This window comes from Brevibacillus sp. MS2.2 (assembly GCF_013284345.1).
GTDB lineage: Bacteria > Bacillota > Bacilli > Brevibacillales > Brevibacillaceae > Brevibacillus > Brevibacillus brevis_C.
In genome coordinates this window covers 42731-59097 of record NZ_JABSUZ010000023.1, presented here as the reverse complement: position 1 = coordinate 59097, position 16367 = coordinate 42731, and the positions used below count along the sequence as shown (strand labels likewise).

Sequence of the window (16367 nt, the reverse complement as noted above, 5' to 3'; positions counted from 1 at the left end):
CCGACCAAAAGTCAGTCTGGCAAGTCTCAAATCGAAAAAGACTGATACCCTTTTGTACTGGTATCAGTCACTATTATCCACCTTGATCCGAAGATAGATCCGCTAGACTTCGAATCGGCCAAATAAGACTTTGTACCCCACGTGAATACAGTGCTAGATGCGGAGAATCTGTTAGTGGGATCGACAGGTTTTCGGTCATCGAGTTTTCACGAATATGAAAGACTGTCTCCTGTAGCTGCCACGGCTCGTGCACCACATCCGCATACATCATTTGCTTTGATCTGTTACACCTGCAAAAGAGCGTGTATCGCTCCGTCAGCCAATGCATTAGCGTTCCCTCATTGGGGAGAAATCTGTCAGCGAGAGGCTGGTAGCTGCCTTCGAACATGGGAGACTGAGGCAGACTGGATAGACGTCGAGAGGTAAAATCGATCCGATCTCCTTGGTGATGAAAAGTCATTTGAGCCCGATAATACGGCAGTCGGTACCAAAATTTCGCAATCTTGATTACCAGCGGATTCGACGTGTCCAGCGAAAGAAAAAACACGCCTGTCTTCCCTTTCGCCTTCACATACGTCCGGACATTGATTTCAGGGAAAGTCGTCGTGAATGGTACGGACGGCATCCGACGCAAACGCACGCCACTCAGCAAAAACGGGATCATACTGATCCATGCCTTGCCATCGTAAGTATCGAGCTCAAGTCCTTCTGGAATGAGCCCTTTGATAGACGCTGGGGAAACCGCCCAATGTAAAAAAAGTAGATGCTCCCATGTCTGCGTCATGGTCCATCCGTTATACTGTGCAGGTGACTTGATTTGGATGATCCTCTGTTCGATACGATTCCCTCCCATTCGTACGTCGATCATGCTGATTAACTGGAAGAGGATGAATGATAGGCAAGGGGAACCTTCGTCACTTTGCTCGTCATCTCATCGAGTGAGACGAGATCCGCAGCCGTAACTTCACGAATAGATGTTTTCCCCAGCGCGAGGATGGCAATTTCCATCTCATCCACAAACGAAAGAAAAAAGTTAGCCAAGTATTTCGTGGCTGAATCGGGGTCGAATTTGTTTTTCAAGCTCCCCGGATAGGTGATCAGCTCTGTCGGCGGTTCCCACGGTATTGCTTTTGTCACCTGATCATGGGTCATCGCCCACAAAACAGCTGTCCCCATAAATATGCCGTCTGCTCCCAAAGCAATTGCTTTCAGGCACTCACCCGGGGTGTTATATCCGCCCCCAGACAATAAGGTAATTCGTTCCTTCACACCTTTTTTCTTCAAATAGCGCACAGCGCGGGTCAATGCATAAATCGTCGGCAAGCCGAAATCATCCTCCAGGATGGGAGGTCCTCCTTTTGTCCCCGCCTGTCCACCATCGATACTGATAAAATCTACACCGGCTTGGATCGCAATCTCCAGGTCTTTTTCAAGTATGGCACTGGCACAGATTTTGACTCCAATCGGAACACCGTCTGTTATTGCGCGCAACTTGTCTATGAGCTTCTTAAGATCTTCCGGATTCGATACTTCCGGCTGCCGCGAAGGAATGATGATCATTTCTTCATTCTGCACGCCCATGATTTCAGCAGCTCTTCCCTGGATATATTCAGCGGGGATAAAGCTCGCGGCAGCTGCAGTCGCCCCTTGCCCAAAATGGATTTCGATGGCGTCCGCCTGTCGCAAAATTTCCGGTTCCTTTCCCCACTTTCCCGAGTTGTATTGGAGAATCAGATGTTTGGCGAATTTCCTCTCTTCCGGTAATAATGGGCCTTCACCGGTATTCGTCAAAGTCCCCACTGCAGCCGTTCCTTTTGCAATCGCGATTTTTACATCGGCACTTACACCGATACCGTATCCCATTGCCCCTACCATGAGCGGAATGTCCAAGGTTAAAGGCTTTTTTGCCATGGGTCCAATCGTGATTTGCATATCCACTTCGGTATCCTCACTCGAAGGCAGCTTGGCCAGTTGTGCAGGAGAAAATATCAAGCTATCGAAGTTCAAGAACTTACGCGGACTTCCGAAAGGACGCTCGATGGCTTGTCCAGAAGCTGCTCGCAAGCTGTTCTCCAGAACGTAGCGTGGACTGACTTTGGTCATTGCGGAGACCATCTCAAAAATATTTTCCGGATAGCGGTCTGACATGAGGCGCTTCATGAACTTGGCGAGCAGCCACTGGGCAAAAGGTCGAAAAAGACAGATCAAAAGCAGTCCCACCACGATGAGTGCAGCAATCGATCCTACAAAGGAGCCGATCAAAAACGAAATCCAATTGCCAGCCATCCTCTTTCTCCTTCCTACTGTAAGAGCGCTGCTGCTTGTTAATAGGTATATGAGATAGGAAAATTTTGCCCCAATCATGCCACTTTTATCCTACGCTGTTCCTGACCGTTGAAGGTAGAAAAAACGCCCAGATTAACTGGACGTTTTCGAGCAAAGCCTTTTCCACAAATAAAAATAACAGGACGTCATCACAAGCACGACAGCAATTGTCATGAGAGTGTCAAATCGCATGAGCTCCTCCTTTTCGTTTCATTGGTACAAATTTGCCGTATGTCAAACAGCGCCAAAGCCATTCGGCAGGACCAAACTGATAATTGGCGAGCCACCAGCGACTAACGAAGATTTGCGCAGTGAAGATCACCAAGCTAAACACCAATCCGAGACCCAGCCCAGACGTTCCGTACAAATGTCCAACACGCACAAGCAATACAGCGATGATGGTTTGGCTCAAATAGTTGCTTAACGCCATTCTGCCGACCGGTTCCAAATGTTTCAACATACGCTTGCCGCTCTCTTTCCGATAAAGAAGCAGCAGTGACGTGATGTAAAAAGCGCACAGACTAAGACCGCTCCAGGTAACAAATGTCTGAACGGCGATCGAGATCGAGGCAGGAAATTTTACGATGCCAAATTGAACAAGCGGAATCATCGGTACAAGCACAACACTTAAGCCCAATGCCAGCCACCATACGCGGCGAATGGCTGGAATAAATTCTTCCGTCCTCTCCAATACTCCCCGCTTGGCTGCCAGAAATCCGAATAAAAAGAGCGGCAGTACAGATAGGATAACAATGAACTCAAGGGAGAAAACGACTGGAATTTCGTAAGCAACCCGGAATAGCAACCACTCGATCATCGACCCATTGGTATAAGCATCGATAGCTTTTTGTATGAGCGGTGATTGATCTGGCACAGGAACGAGGTCCTCAGGGACGGTCAGCATCAGAGCAGATAGGGCCTGCATACCAATCAAGAGCGTCCACGCCCATCTTTTGATCGTCTTTTCTTGCCTGTGGTAAAACAGCAACAGAAGAAATCCGGCTAGGGCGTACGTATGAAGAATGTCGCCATACCAGAGGAAAACAAGGTGTGCCATCCCCACAATCAGCAGCACCAATAATCTGCGCGTAAACAGGCTTTGATATGGCAACTGTTTGCTCTCCGCACGATGCATAAACAGAAAAAAGCCTACCCCAAACAAAAACGAGAAGATCGTGTAAAACTTCGTCTGTATAAACATGTTAAACAAAAGCCGTATCCAACCATCGATTTCCGAATGGGTATTGACCAGTCCTGCATCTGGTAAGAACATAATGGGGTACAAAAATGACGGCATATTCACTAGTACGATCCCCAAGAGAGCAAAGCCTCTAATCCCATCTAGCTGCCGAATTCGCTCACCTTCCGCAACAGGTGCTACTTTCACGTAATGAACCTCCTCAACTACGCTCTAGGCTTTAACACTTTTAATACGAATGAACCTCGAAAAAAGTAACAACATGCTTTTTTCCATAACAAGAGAGCTTCGCGAAAACGAAGCCCTCCCTTACGTGTTGCCTTATTTTGATGAGGAAGTTGTTGTTCCTGTTCCTGTGCGGTTTGTCCTTTTCCGAAAATCGAGCAAAACACCGACAAAACCAGCAAATATTGCTGGCATGATCCAACCAGCGCCTTCCTTATAAAAAGGAAGAACACCCAAGATATCACTCCAGCTCTGATTAAAAAACGTAAGATTCATCAAATCCACGACACCAAAAACCGTCACAACTGCGACAGTCGTCATATACACAGACGAATGCCCAGGTATCCAGCGCTCTAGTAAAGCCAGCAAAATGAGTACGATAGCAATCGGGTAAATTGCGCCCAAAATCGGGACAGATACACTTAAAATCTCCGATAGTCCCAAGTTTGCGACTCCCATGCTCAGGACACAGAGAATAATCGCCCATCCTCTGTAGGACAAACCTTTGAATCGTCCATGAAAGTATTGACTGCAAGAAGTTACGAGTCCAATCGATACACAAAGGCAAGCGACGGTAAAGATGACACCAAGAATCAGCGTACCGCTTGTCCCAAAAAGCTGTCTCATGATAGCTGTCAAGAGTAATGCGCCATTCTCCGGCCTTCCTAAAGAGGCACCGGATGAACCGAGCAATCCCAAAATGACATAGATGAATGTCAGCAACAAACCTGCTCCGAGACCTGCTTTGATCATATTCGCAGACAGTTGCTTTTTGTCTTCGATTCCCTTGCTCCGCAGCGTATTGGCGATCACGATACCAAATACGAGTGCAGCCAAAGCATCCATCGTTAAATACCCGTCCAGAAAACCTTGCACAACCGGATTGGTGGCATATTTTCCTGCTGGTACCCCCGTTGGACCGAGTGGTGTAAATAAGCTCTTGATGTAGATCAGTGCAATCATGGTCAGCAGTGCAGGAGTCAGTATTTTCCCAAAGCGATCAATCAATTTGGAAGGACTCAGACTAAACCAAAAGACAATGCCAAAAAATACGATCGTATAGAAGAAAAGGCTCCAGGTGGAATCAGCGGCTTGTGCCGGCAAAAAAGGCGCCATTCCCATCTCGTACGCGAGACTGCCAGCACGCGGGATAGCAAGTGCGGGTCCAATCGACACATAAATCAAAATAGGAAAAATAAGAGCAAAGCTTGGATGTACACGACTCGCTAATTGGTAAAAGCTGCCTGCCTTTGCAATAGCAATCACCCCAAGGATGGGCAGACCGACAGCCGATAATACAAAGCCTGCAATCGACAGCCAAACATGGGTACCTGCCTCTTGACCCAAATAGGGTGGAAAAATAAGGTTCCCTGCACCAAAAAACATCGAAAACAGCATAAAACTGACCAGCAACATTTCTTTCTTAGACAAGGTTATCATCGACGTATATATTACCTCCCACCTTATTGAGAGGCATTCTATCAACTTTTGCGTCCCTTAGCTAGTAGCAACGCCATAGTTGTAATTGTAAGATCATTACCATTTTTCTTACTATAATTGAAAGTAAAAAACAAGGGAAACCACCTGCCATATCTTACCGTTGTTACATCGACAAGTGGTTTTCCTCTTATCGTTTTCGCATGGAGACAATTCGTTTGTAAAAGGTCTTATCCTCCAGCTTTTGAAAGAGAGAAAGAGAGGGTCGGAAGTTGGCTTCAATAATCCATGGTTTGCCATCCACATCAATCCCTAAGTCTAAACCGATCTCCCGGAGTGTCGGATAGGCTCTTCCCAAACGATTAGCTACCGCCGCAGCTACCATGCGGATATCACGCAGGAGATGCGGGCCTGCTTTTATATTCGACAGCTTGATTGCGGTCTGGATGGGCAAAACTTTCCCACGGCTGCGAGCCACATTTGTCACGACATAGCCCGGTCCTGCAAGCTTTGCACACCACCCCGTTATTTTCCAGGGCTCCTTGTTGCTCTTTCGCTGGATCATGACACGCACGTCAAAAGGCTTGCCGTTGATTCTGCCGAGTGGGATACGTGGCTGGAGCAGGTATGTTTTTGGTCGAAACAACGATTCCACGTATCGGATCGTCGCCTCTTTCCCATCCACGAGGCGACGACGACTCCCACTATGAACCAAATATTGCTCTTCTCCTCGCGCCGTTACTTGAATAATTCCTGCCCCACCGCCGCCTCCCGAAGGCTTCAGCATCACATGTGTAAACGCTTCTGCATACTCCCATAGCTCTTCTGGAGAGTACACGCGGGTTTTGGGCAAATACTCCTGCAAAAGTTCGTCTTTGACCATGTGCTTGTGCTTGCCCCATTTTCCTACGTTTGGCGGTTTTATGGCAGTGTCTCTCCATTCTTTATCAGATGATGCTCCTCTATTTTCGTGATACGATTCTGTTCGTCCACAAACACGACCTTGGGAACGAGCTGTTCGATCTCGGATTCTTCGTACATGCCCATACTCAAAATAATGACCAGATCTCCTGGCGAGAATAGATGAGCAGGTGGACCGTTCAGACAGATGACTCCGCTACCCGATGCTCCGGGTAATGCGTATGTTTTCCAGCGCGTGGCATTACGCAAACTGGTTATTTGCACGATTTCATATGGCTTGATATCTGCCGCTTCCATGAGAGCAACGTCAATTGTGATACTCCCCACGTAATCCAATTCGGCCTGCGTAACTGTCGCCCTGTGAATTTTTCCTTTGCACATGTGTCGTTGCATAGGCGGTTCACTCCTTTCCAAACCGATGACATTAGTCTATGTGGGATGGATTGTCCATGAAACCACCTGCGAAAGGAAATCTGGTTAGGGGATGTAATACGCTGCCTGCAAATCGACCCCGTAGGTGCGGCATAATTGGCTGAGTTCTTTCGTCACGTTCGGATCAAAGGGGATACCGTTTTCCATGCGTTCTTGCTTTTTTCGGCTCTCGATCTCTCCAGGTATGAAAATTTCGGATACCCCTTCTTTCGTAGGCACACTTTTCACTTCACGAATGTATGCATCCATATTGGTGCAGAAATCGGACAGTGGCATAAATCGTTCAATATCCACCGTCAAGAATAGATGTCCAACGTTTTGTGGATCGTTCCAATTGTCATACAGGCTTTTTACATGTGGTCCCGTTGCTGCACCCGTTAGCAGCCCACACAAGATATCAATGAACATTGCCAATCCATAACCCTTTGCCCCTCCGATCGGCAAAAGTGAACCTAGCAAGGCTTGTGCGGGATCAGTCGTTTCCTTCCCAGTGGGATCGATGGCCCAATCGGCAGGAATTGTTTCCCCTTTTTTAACGGCTAAGGCGATTTTTCCCCTGGCAGCGACACTCGTAGCCATATCTAACAAAAAGGATGGCTCTTCCCCTGCCGGTATTCCCACTGCAATTGGATTTGTTCCGAAAAAAGGGCGAATCCCTCCTGTAGGTGCTATTGCTTCGGGTGCATTGGAAAGGACAAGAAGAATTTTCCCTTCTGCGATCGCTCGTTCTGCATAATACGAACAGGAGCCAAAGTGGTTGGAATGACGAACGCCAACTACCCCGATTCCCATCTGCCGTGACAATTTGATCGCTTCCTCCAAAGCCACCACCCCGACTACCGCACCCAACTGGTTTTTGCCGTCTACCAACGCTGTTGCGCCCTCCTGTTTCCATATCACTGGTTCATCGTTCAATTCGATCAAGCCTGCTTCGATTCGTTGGATATAAATCGGCAGCCTCGCCAAACCATGGGACTCAATACCTCGCAAATCAGCATGGACGAGAGATTCTGCGACAAGCCTTGCATGCTTGCGTCTGGCACCTGCCTGTACAAGCACCTCTGTTACAACTTGTTCCAAACGCTTCCAATGAAAGAGTGCAGGGTGCATCTTCTCTTTTTCCCCTCCTTCATCGCTGTTCTGTACTTCGCCTGCTTCCTAATCTGAATATAGATATGTCACCCGCTGTTTGACCGCTACAGGCATTGACCCAGTTCAGCCGACGATACCAACGGAAAAAGGAGCTCCCGATATTGGGGCTCCTTTTTCCGTGTTACTCCTATTTATAACTGGCCAGTATTGTGATGATCTGGTCCTGCATCTTGGTAAACAGCTCTTCATCCTCGACATAACCATTAAACATAATCGAAACGATGAGCTTCTCCCCGCTTTTGGTCGTGATATAACCCGACAGTGTGTTCACACCCGTCATCGAACCTGTTTTCGCATGAAGATTATTAGCGGCGGGGGTGTCCTTCAAGCGGTTTTTTAGCGTACCGTCTATTCCCGCTATGGGTAAAGATTTATCAAAAGTGGCAAATGTCGATTCCTTGGTCATTCCCTCAAGGACGGATGCGATCTGCCGAGCAGAAATAAGATTGTAGCGCGTCAATCCTGATCCATCCATCATGTCGAAGGTGGTATTCCCGCCGAGCGAAGATACGGTTTCCATGACGACCTCTGCCCCAGTCGCTGCGCTCCCTTTCCCTTTCTTTGCAGCTCCGAGCGACTTGAGGAGCATTTCGGCGTAGTAATTGTCACTGCGCTTGTTAAGATACTGAACGATTTCCTTCAACGGCAGTGACTCAAATTGTGTCCATTTCACTGCTGATGGAGGAACGGGCTGGATCAGCACTTCACTTTTCGGAGCAAACGCAATTCCTTGCTGCTCCAACGTTTCCTTCAGCACGGTCCCCACGTACTTGGCTGGCTCCTCCACAGGTACCCGCTCGTAATCCCCTTCGTGATCGAGCGGGAGGTTCCCTGACAGTCTAATGGTATTTGTTCCACGGTCACGCAGGATAGCAAACGTATTTTCTTCCCCTTTTTGTACAGTCTTGGCTTCATTAATCACTTGCACATACGCTGTTTTGGGAAGCACGTTGATTTCCACTCGTTCGCCAGCATCGTTTGCGGGCTTGAATTCGATCATGACCGTTCCACGGTTCATTGCTAGAGCCCCAATGGTCGGGTTGTAATAGTAGCTCTCGTCATCCCATGCCCAGCCGAGGCCAAGCCGTTGCTGGTCAAAGTAGCTGTCATCCATCACGAGATTCCCGTTTATACGCGTGATTCCCTGTTGCTTGAGCCACCCTGCTATTTTTTCAATCGACACACCTTCCTGCACTTGTAGCGCATTCTCTGTGTGCAAAGTAGGGTCACCGTATCCTTTCACATACAGATTGCCTTGTTGTACGCCCGTAGAGAGGATCGGAGCGTCTCCATACACTTCCGTTTTGAATACGTAATCCGAACCAAGCTGGTTCAATGCTGTGGCAGTCGTCAGCAGCTTCAGATTCGAAGCTGGGGTAAGCAGTGTGTCCGCATCCCGTTCGTATAAAACAGGGTCATCTGTTGAATCTAACGACTTGACCATGATTCCAGCCGTTACACCTGCTGCTTCCGGCGTGTCGAGGATGGGATCGATTAAAGAAGAGAGCGGGTACGTCTTTTTCTCTGGAGGGCTGAATCCTTCCGGAGCTGCGACATCCGGGTAGGTTGTTAACAAAATTCCGATTCGATCCTGTAGCTCCCTCGCATACTTCGATTTATAGATGCCGTTGATCAAAATCGAAAAGGCCAGCTTATGACCATTTTTTGCCGTTACATAACCCGACATGGTATTGACTCCGCTTAACGAACCTGTCTTAGCAAACAAATTCTTTTCCGCACTCGTTCCCTTCATGCGGTTTTTCAAGGTGCCGTCCACTCCTGCGATTGGGAGTGATTTTTCCAGTTCGGTTCGATATTCTTGCTCCTGCAAAAAGACAAGGGCTTCGATCATCTGCTCTGGGGTGATCATATTAAATCTCGATAACCCCGAGCCATCTACCTGACGGAAGCCTGACTCAATGCCAGCGCGCTTCATCACGTCCGCTACCGCTTCACTGCCTGCTTCAAAGCTCCCCTCGCTTTTCTGGGTAACCCCCAGCGTCTTTAGAAGCATCTCGGCATAGAAGTTGTCACTATCCTTGTTAAGCTCCACCGTGATCTCACCCAACGGTTTGGACAAGTGGGTATAGAGCGGTACTCCGCTTTGCAGTACAGTTTTTTTCACTTCTGTCTTCGGATGTATGGCAATCCCTTGTTTCTGCAACTGATCCTTCCATAGATCGCCCACGTACAAAGCTGGATCTTCCATCGTGACATCTTCATCATAAGGGGCTGCTTGTATCCCGATCGTACCAGATACGATGATTTCATTTTTTCCGCGCGGACGCTCGACGAGCACGTTGCTCTCCTTGCCCGCTGTCGTTTTCAACTGGTTTGTGACTGTTATGTATGTGGTAGCCGGATTCATGGTCAGGACGGAGGCGTCGTTCACGGTTTTCCCAGGGGTTGCGGTTAGCGTCGTAAAGTTTTTATTTACGGCTAATCCACTGACCTGAGCGCTGTACCCGTACGGTTCGTCATCCCACATCCAGCTCGTACCCAATCTGGTCTCATCAAAATAGCTGTCATCGAGAAGGAGGTTTCCATTGATTCGTTTGATCCCCAAATTTTTGATGGCTTTTGCCATTTGCTGCAAATCCTCTGAGGTCAGGCTAGGATCGCCATAGCCTTTTACTATCAAATCTCCTTGCAAAATGCCTCCGTTATTTACCTTTCCTGAAACAAACACCTCCGTCTTCCACTGATAATCCGGCCCCAGCTTATCCAGACCTGCAATTGTCGTAAACAGCTTCATGTTGGAAGCCGGGATAAAATTACGTTCGGCATTGTGCTTATATACGTACTTTTTGTCGGTTAGATCGTAAACCGCAATTCCAGCGTACATCCCCTTGCTATTCTCATCGTTTTTCAAATCGGAGAGGAATTTTTCTATGCTGAGTGCAAGAGGACTAGAAGAAGCAGCCTCTTCCTTGGCTAGCGCAGGCGAAGCTGCTACCTGCAACAAGAGAGCCAACACGAAAAACCACGTACAGACACGTCGAAAAGCAAACAAATGATTCATGATAACCTCCTTGTCATAGTCTGGGCGATTTCAACCAACAAATCACAGTACGCCATCATGATAGCACGTATTCTATTTATTCGGAATATTACCATTATACTAAAAGTCTACTGGCATGAACGATACTCATTCGGCTCATACTACCTTCAAGACTTCTTTTGTTTGGAGGAAATGGGTCCATGCTCTATCGATTGCTACTCTGTCTGTCGCTTCTCTGCGCCTTTTCATTCCCCGTCCATGCCCAAACCGACATGGGACGTGTACAAGTAGATCCCTCAACGTATCCTTCTCTTGCGGAGCTTGTAAAAAAGTCAGACTTGATCGTTATCGCCTGGGTAGACAGTGCCCACCGGGAGCATCCAACGGGACGCACGATTCCCCAAGGCAAGATTGTGAACTACACACAAAACCTTCAGGTAAAAACGGCCATTAAAGGCTCGTCGTCCAGACTATTAACGGTAATTAGCACTGGCGTAGAGCCGCTGCCCGATGCCTCCAGTCCGCTCAACCTGCAATATCCTGGACCGTTGTCGGAAGGGAATTATTTGTTGTTTTTACGTAAAGTGAGCGGATCACACCTGTACAGTACAGCAGGGCTCTGGCAAGGCGTCTATCCCATCTATCAAGGAAAAACGATTGCTCTTTCCAACCTTGGTTTTACCGAGCTGAACCAACTGTCACAAGAAGAAGCCATCCGAAAAATAACAGCGATATCCCGCTAGCGTCACAGCAAAAAACCGCTCTCGTATACGAGCGGTTTTTTGACGTTTCCATCATGTGCTGTTAGTTGCGCATCACGTAGATGAAAATCACCATAGACACAGCACAAGCGAGTACGCTGAGAATAAACCCCCAGATCACCCATTTGCTATTCGTCTTGTTTATGTGTTTGTCGTCCATGGAAACTTCTCCTCATTCAAGCATTCACCTTCTATTATAAGGTTGTTTGACAAGAAAGGGAAACCGTTAATGTGGCGAAAACTGTTAAAGACCTGCTCTCGTAAGACGGCGAATCCCCAGCGCACAGCCGCTCGTCACGAACAGGACACACATGACGACAAACGCCCCCAGCTCTCCCAGCGACAAACTCTCTTGACTGAGCACGCCCATGCCAATCGTTAAAAGCGACAGAGGAAAAAACATCCCCAGCCCAGACACATACAAGCCCAACCCTACAAAAACAGTGCAAACACTAACGCCGACAGGTACAGCAAAGCTCTGTATCCGCGTGGAAAGCCATAGTTGGAAGGCGACGATGGCAAGCGAAGCCAGCCAGCCTCGCATGATCCATCCAAACACCTCTGGAGGAAACGAAAAATGGGCATGTAGTCCAGCGATGAAACCCGCGCAAATATACAGCACCAAGAAGAAAAGCTGTACAACAAAAAGGAGAACACCAACCACCACCAGCTTCGCGAAAAAAATCGTTGGCCTATGTACAGGCGCTGTCAGTATCACGTTCCAGTTACGGTTTGCATGCTCCAGTCTGCACACGAACGAACAGCAGATCGCGATGAGAATGGGCAAGAAAAATTCACCGTAGAACAAGCTCACCTGCGTCCACAGGCTGTACCAGCCATTTTGCAGGATCGCTTGGTTCATCCAGTAGTTGGCGAAACCGATCAGTGTACTGAAAACAGGAAGCACAAGCAAAACAAGCCATATACGAGAACGGCGGAGTTTTACCCATTCCGCTCCCAAACATCTGATTACCATACGAGATCCTCCCTACACGTCTTGCCGGGATACGTGAATGCTCCCAGCAAGATAAAATGCAATGCCCATGAGTACGACGATGATCGGCAAATGAACGCCGATTTCACGTGTAGTAAATAACATGGTTTCATTTACGAATTGATACGTAACGGGCGAAAAGTCTACATAGTACGACCAGATGAAAAGGCGTCCAATTTGTGGCGGAAACAAGCTCGCCGTCATGCCAATGAAGCCCCCGATCATCCCGAGGCATAGGCTGAACGACTGGTTTTTAATGGCGAGAGAGACCCATTGTTGCAGAGCAATCACCACGAGATTCGTCAGCGTAGTCCCTGCTACCAAGCCGAGTAATAGGCTAATCGGGACTGGCTCTGCTAAACCATAGACAATACCAAATGCAACGATCGCCAATATCTGTAGAATGACGGCACCTCCCATCAAAACAGCCGCAGAGACGAATTTTGCTGCATAAACCGCTTTTTTGCTGACAGAAGCAGCCAACAGCAGCTTCCATGTACGCCCTTTATGTTCCATATCACAAATCCGTGAAACAATGACAGCCGAGCCGATTGGCAAAAACAATCCGTTCATGGCTGTAATCGTGACCAGAATGGCGCTCCACTTCGCGGCATCCGGATTTTTTGTCATGGAAATACTGACAGCCATGAACCCCCATGCCAGTTCGATACTCAAAAGAATGGCAAGCATGAGAAACAAACGCTTATGTCGAATTTTATAAAATTCTAACCAGAGTGTCCTCATTACAAGCTCCCCTCCTTGCCTGTAAGGGAGAGGAAAATGCTCTCCAAGCTTTGTTTGTGCACTTCAATGCGATGAACATCAAAACCCGCCATAATCAGCGCCCGGTTTGTCTGCGCTACCTCCCTATCATTCATGCCTTCCATGACAAGGTATCCATCTTGGAGACTTGGAGAAAGCTCCATATCTTGAAGAACTCTTCTCGCTTTTTCATTGTCCTGCGTTTTCATCCAAACATGAGGCTGACTGTTGCGTTGCAGCTGCTCCATACTCCCTTGGAAGAGTAGCTGCCCCCCGTGGATAATGCCGATGGACGTAGCCACTTGCTCGATTTCCGAGAGCAGATGGCTGGAGAGCAGCACGGTCATTCCATACTGGTGTGGCAACGATTGGATCAATTCCCGAATTTCACCGATTCCTGCTGGGTCCAGTCCGTTTGTCGGTTCATCGAGGATGACGAGCCTTGGAAAATGCAGCAAAGCCATGGCAATTCCCAGTCGCTGCTTCATCCCAAGCGAATACTGATCTACCTTTTTGTTCTGTTGTTTTTCCAAACGGACGATTTGCAAAGCTTTCTCTACATGTTTGTCCGGGACATCTCGCAGCCGCTGCATGACGCGCATATTTTCCAGGCCGGTAAGATGACCGTAATAGGAAGGAGCCTCGATCAAGGAACCCGTCTGACTCAAAATCTCAACTCGGTTCCTGCTAAAATCCTTCCCGAATACAGATACACTCCCTTCAGTCGGCTTGACTAATCCTAGCAGCATTTTAAGAGTCGTCGATTTTCCTGCACCATTTGGACCGAGGAAGCCATAGACCTCCCCTTCTCCTACCGCTAGATTCACCCGCTGGACGGAATAGACTTCTCCATAGCGCTTTGAAAGGTTTTCCGTTTGAATCACCGTATTCATCTTTTCTCGCTCCTATCTATTGGTCTCTCCTACGAATCATAGAGTCTCAACCCGTCGATAAGCTGACAAGAATCTTACGACAACCTTAAATCGACTCAGAGTGGGTAGAACACACAAATCAAGCGAGTATAATGAATACGGGTGATTCAATATGGAAGAGTGGAAACAGAAAAAAGTGCTCATCGTGGAAGATGAGCTAGAAATCAGAAATATGATCGATGGATTTTTGCGTAAGGAAGGATTCTCTCGTATTTTTCATGCGGGTAGTTGTAAAGAGGCGTTAGTGATATGTGCTTCGGACAAGCCTGATGTCGCGATCCTGGATGTCATGCTTCCAGATGGAGATGGATTTGGACTTTTGACTTCGATTCGTCGTTTCTCGCAAATCCCTGTCATTTTTCTGTCAGCGAGAGGGGAAGATGAAGATCGATTGCTCGGACTTGGCCTTGGTGCTGACGACTATATCGTGAAGCCATTTTTGCCGCGCGAGCTCGTTCTTCGTCTCCTGGTCATTTTACGACGCGTTTACGCTCCTCCCCAAATCGATCGTCTGCCCGTTTTCCAGCTTGGTGACAGTACAGTCGATTTGGAGGCGGCCATCGTGACGAGAGATCACCACGAATACGCATTGACTGCCAAGGAACACGCCCTCTTACGAAAACTCTATGAAAACCGGGGACGAATTGTCACGAGCGATGCCCTGTGCCAATCCGTCTGGGGTGACGATTACTACGGGTATGAAAACACGTTGATGGTTCATATGCGGCGCATTCGCGAAAAGATCGAGCCATGTCCGTCTACCCCTGAATATTTGCTGACAGTAAGAGGACTCGGATACAAATTACTCGTAAAGGAAGAGTCGTAGATGGATGGAGCCGCACAAATATTACGTCGTTATACAGGTGCTTCTATCCTGATTGCCTTCTTTTTGCTCATCGTCAATTACATCATTCTCGGTACATTTGTTTTCAAAGGCATGAACGAGGGCTCTTCTCCCGTCCACGTCACACAAACTGTCGCAGAAGGTCTTCACCAGAACGGTTCCCACTATACGTTGGAGCCAAAAGCACAAGAATGGTTGCAAAAAAGCCAGGCTTGGGCCATGCTGATTGCAAACGATGGGAAGGTCATCTGGGACTACGCCATACCAGACCAATTGCCCCGCGCCTATTCTCTGGCAGAAGTAGCGCAGTTCTCGCGAAATTACTTACAGGACTATCCTGTTTTTGTTTGGGAGCATGAGAGAGGGCTAGTCGTCGTGGGCTACCCGAAGGACAGTCTCGCCAAGTACCAGTTTCATTTCCCGATCAGTTGGATAAGCGATTTACCGTATCGATTACTGGCTTTGCTTTTCGGAAATGTACTGCTCGCTGCTCTTCTCTCTCTATTCATCGGTTCTCGACTCATTCGGGCAATCCGCCCATTGATTAGCGGAATTCACGCTCTGTCAGAAGATCAGCATACTCATGTCGAGGCAAAGGGAATGTTCAGCGGGATTGCTAGAAGCATCAATCATGCATCGTCGCTTCTGCAAGAGAAGAACGCTTTGCTAAAAGCCAGAGACGAAGCACGCTCGAACTGGATCGCTGGAATTTCCCATGATATACGCACGCCATTATCGATGGTGCTCGGGTATGCCAGTGAATTGGAAGAGAGCGATGCGGTGCCTTACGAGCAACAGCAAAAAGCAAGTATCATTCGAAAGCAAGGGGAAAAGCTCCGGTCTTTGGTCAGCGACTTGAATCTCGTTTCCATGCTGGAATACGAAATGCAGCCCATTCATACCAAACCGATTCGGCTATCGACACTTGCGCGGCAAATTGTCACTGACTTTTTGAACAATGATTTGGCAGAGACCTTTACCATTGAGCTGGATGTCACGACTGAGCAATGCTTCGTAATGGGCGACGAAAAACTTCTTGTCCGCGCCATCACGAACCTGCTCCAAAACAGCATCGTGCATAACCCTTCAGGCTGTCACATCCACGTGCAAACGACCCTGTCGCCCAACCAGCGCAATGCTCTTCTGATTATCACTGATAACGGAAAAGGCATTGAGCACAGCATGCTGCCTGATTTGGTGGAATTGCCTTATTCGTCAAAAAGAAAATCTCCTTTACACAATGGTCATGGTCTCGGTATTCCTATGGTTGCACGTATTGCTGCCGCTCATCATGGACACCTGCTGTTAACAAGCGATACAGGAAAAGGGATGACAGCAGAACTTTGTTTCCCCCTCTCCTCCTAAAAGGAAAACATCATAGAG

The 16367-nt window shown here is 48.0% G+C and carries 14 protein-coding genes; 3 read left to right on the top strand and 11 right to left on the bottom strand.

All coding sequences use genetic code 11. From position 1 onward, the window contains the following. Positions 1–73: 73 nt before the first annotated feature. The 8 genes from HP568_RS19730 to dacB form a co-directional block, all read right to left on the bottom strand. On the bottom strand, positions 74–784 hold the full coding sequence (locus tag HP568_RS19730) for a YqjF family protein (RefSeq protein WP_254551360.1): 711 nt from the start codon (positions 782–784) through the stop codon (positions 74–76). Between the two features lie 89 nt (positions 785–873). Then, complete coding sequence (locus tag HP568_RS19725; RefSeq protein ID WP_173630009.1) at positions 874–2286, bottom strand: FMN-binding glutamate synthase family protein; 1413 nt, start codon at positions 2284–2286, stop codon at positions 874–876. 220 nt (positions 2287–2506) lie between these two features. Then, complete coding sequence (locus HP568_RS30180) at positions 2507–3712, bottom strand: DUF418 domain-containing protein (protein WP_048033021.1); 1206 nt, start codon at positions 3710–3712, stop codon at positions 2507–2509. A gap of 132 nt (positions 3713–3844) precedes the next feature. Continuing rightward, a complete protein-coding gene (gene brnQ, locus HP568_RS19715) occupies positions 3845–5188 on the bottom strand; it encodes a branched-chain amino acid transport system II carrier protein (RefSeq protein ID WP_048033020.1) in 1344 nt (447 codons plus the stop codon). A 187-nt stretch (positions 5189–5375) separates the two neighbouring features. Continuing rightward, positions 5376–6068: a YheC/YheD family protein gene (locus tag HP568_RS19710; protein WP_048033019.1), complete on the bottom strand. Its 693-nt coding sequence runs from the start codon at positions 6066–6068 to the stop codon at positions 5376–5378. A gap of 38 nt (positions 6069–6106) precedes the next feature. Further along, positions 6107–6499 (bottom strand): aspartate 1-decarboxylase, encoded by a 393-nt coding sequence (gene panD / locus HP568_RS19705; protein WP_048033018.1) that lies wholly within the window; start codon positions 6497–6499, stop codon positions 6107–6109. Between the two features lie 84 nt (positions 6500–6583). Next, positions 6584–7648, bottom strand: coding sequence for an Ldh family oxidoreductase (locus tag HP568_RS19700; protein ID WP_173630008.1), 1065 nt, complete (start codon positions 7646–7648; stop codon positions 6584–6586). Between the two features lie 169 nt (positions 7649–7817). After that, positions 7818–10712, bottom strand: coding sequence for a D-alanyl-D-alanine carboxypeptidase/D-alanyl-D-alanine endopeptidase (gene dacB / locus HP568_RS19695; RefSeq protein WP_173630007.1), 2895 nt, complete (start codon positions 10710–10712; stop codon positions 7818–7820). 179 nt (positions 10713–10891) lie between these two features. On the opposite strand from dacB, the gene HP568_RS19690 reads away from it, so the two are divergent. Continuing rightward, positions 10892–11434, top strand: coding sequence for a hypothetical protein (locus HP568_RS19690; RefSeq protein WP_173630006.1), 543 nt, complete (start codon positions 10892–10894; stop codon positions 11432–11434). Between the two features lie 262 nt (positions 11435–11696). Here the strand turns inward: HP568_RS19690 and HP568_RS19685 are convergent, their stop codons facing one another. The 3 genes from HP568_RS19685 to HP568_RS19675 are packed head-to-tail and all read right to left on the bottom strand — an operon-like array spanning position 11697 to position 14101. Next, a complete protein-coding gene (locus HP568_RS19685) occupies positions 11697–12428 on the bottom strand; it encodes an ABC transporter permease (protein WP_173630005.1) in 732 nt (243 codons plus the stop codon). Positions 12429–12440: 12 nt separating this feature from the next. Continuing rightward, positions 12441–13190 (bottom strand): ABC transporter permease, encoded by a 750-nt coding sequence (locus HP568_RS19680; protein ID WP_173630004.1) that lies wholly within the window; start codon positions 13188–13190, stop codon positions 12441–12443. Further along, positions 13190–14101 carry an ABC transporter ATP-binding protein gene (locus tag HP568_RS19675; protein ID WP_048033012.1) on the bottom strand — a complete coding sequence of 304 codons (912 nt, stop codon included), beginning with the start codon at positions 14099–14101 and terminating at the stop codon, positions 13190–13192. The genes HP568_RS19680 and HP568_RS19675 overlap by 1 nt, the downstream gene beginning before the upstream one ends. A gap of 151 nt (positions 14102–14252) precedes the next feature. Here HP568_RS19675 and HP568_RS19670 point away from each other — a divergent pair, with 151 nt between their 5' ends. Both HP568_RS19670 and HP568_RS19665 read left to right on the top strand, forming a co-directional pair. Next, positions 14253–14966, top strand: a complete 714-nt coding sequence (locus tag HP568_RS19670; protein ID WP_048033011.1) for a response regulator transcription factor — start codon at positions 14253–14255, stop codon at positions 14964–14966. Further along, positions 14967–16349, top strand: a complete 1383-nt coding sequence (locus tag HP568_RS19665; RefSeq protein WP_173630003.1) for a sensor histidine kinase — start codon at positions 14967–14969, stop codon at positions 16347–16349. Positions 16350–16367 lie beyond the last annotated feature (18 nt).

Excerpts from the sequence above, each read along its gene's own strand:
- HP568_RS19685 (WP_173630005.1), bottom strand. The coding sequence starts at position 12,428 with ATGGTAATCAGATGTTTGGGAGCGGAATGGGTAAAACTCCGCCGTTCT.
- dacB (WP_173630007.1), bottom strand. The coding sequence starts at position 10,712 with ATGAATCATTTGTTTGCTTTTCGACGTGTCTGTACGTGGTTTTTCGTG.
- HP568_RS19665 (WP_173630003.1), top strand. The coding sequence starts at position 14,967 with ATGGATGGAGCCGCACAAATATTACGTCGTTATACAGGTGCTTCTATC.
- HP568_RS19680 (WP_173630004.1), bottom strand. The coding sequence starts at position 13,190 with ATGAGGACACTCTGGTTAGAATTTTATAAAATTCGACATAAGCGTTTG.
- HP568_RS19675 (WP_048033012.1), bottom strand. The coding sequence starts at position 14,101 with ATGAATACGGTGATTCAAACGGAAAACCTTTCAAAGCGCTATGGAGAA.
- HP568_RS19730 (WP_254551360.1), bottom strand. The coding sequence starts at position 784 with ATGACGCAGACATGGGAGCATCTACTTTTTTTACATTGGGCGGTTTCC.
- HP568_RS19670 (WP_048033011.1), top strand. The coding sequence starts at position 14,253 with ATGGAAGAGTGGAAACAGAAAAAAGTGCTCATCGTGGAAGATGAGCTA.
- HP568_RS19700 (WP_173630008.1), bottom strand. The coding sequence starts at position 7,648 with ATGCACCCTGCACTCTTTCATTGGAAGCGTTTGGAACAAGTTGTAACA.
- HP568_RS19725 (WP_173630009.1), bottom strand. The coding sequence starts at position 2,286 with ATGGCTGGCAATTGGATTTCGTTTTTGATCGGCTCCTTTGTAGGATCG.
- HP568_RS19690 (WP_173630006.1), top strand. The coding sequence starts at position 10,892 with ATGCTCTATCGATTGCTACTCTGTCTGTCGCTTCTCTGCGCCTTTTCA.
- panD (WP_048033018.1), bottom strand. The coding sequence starts at position 6,499 with ATGCAACGACACATGTGCAAAGGAAAAATTCACAGGGCGACAGTTACG.
- brnQ (WP_048033020.1), bottom strand. The coding sequence starts at position 5,188 with ATGATAACCTTGTCTAAGAAAGAAATGTTGCTGGTCAGTTTTATGCTG.
- HP568_RS19710 (WP_048033019.1), bottom strand. The coding sequence starts at position 6,068 with ATGGTCAAAGACGAACTTTTGCAGGAGTATTTGCCCAAAACCCGCGTG.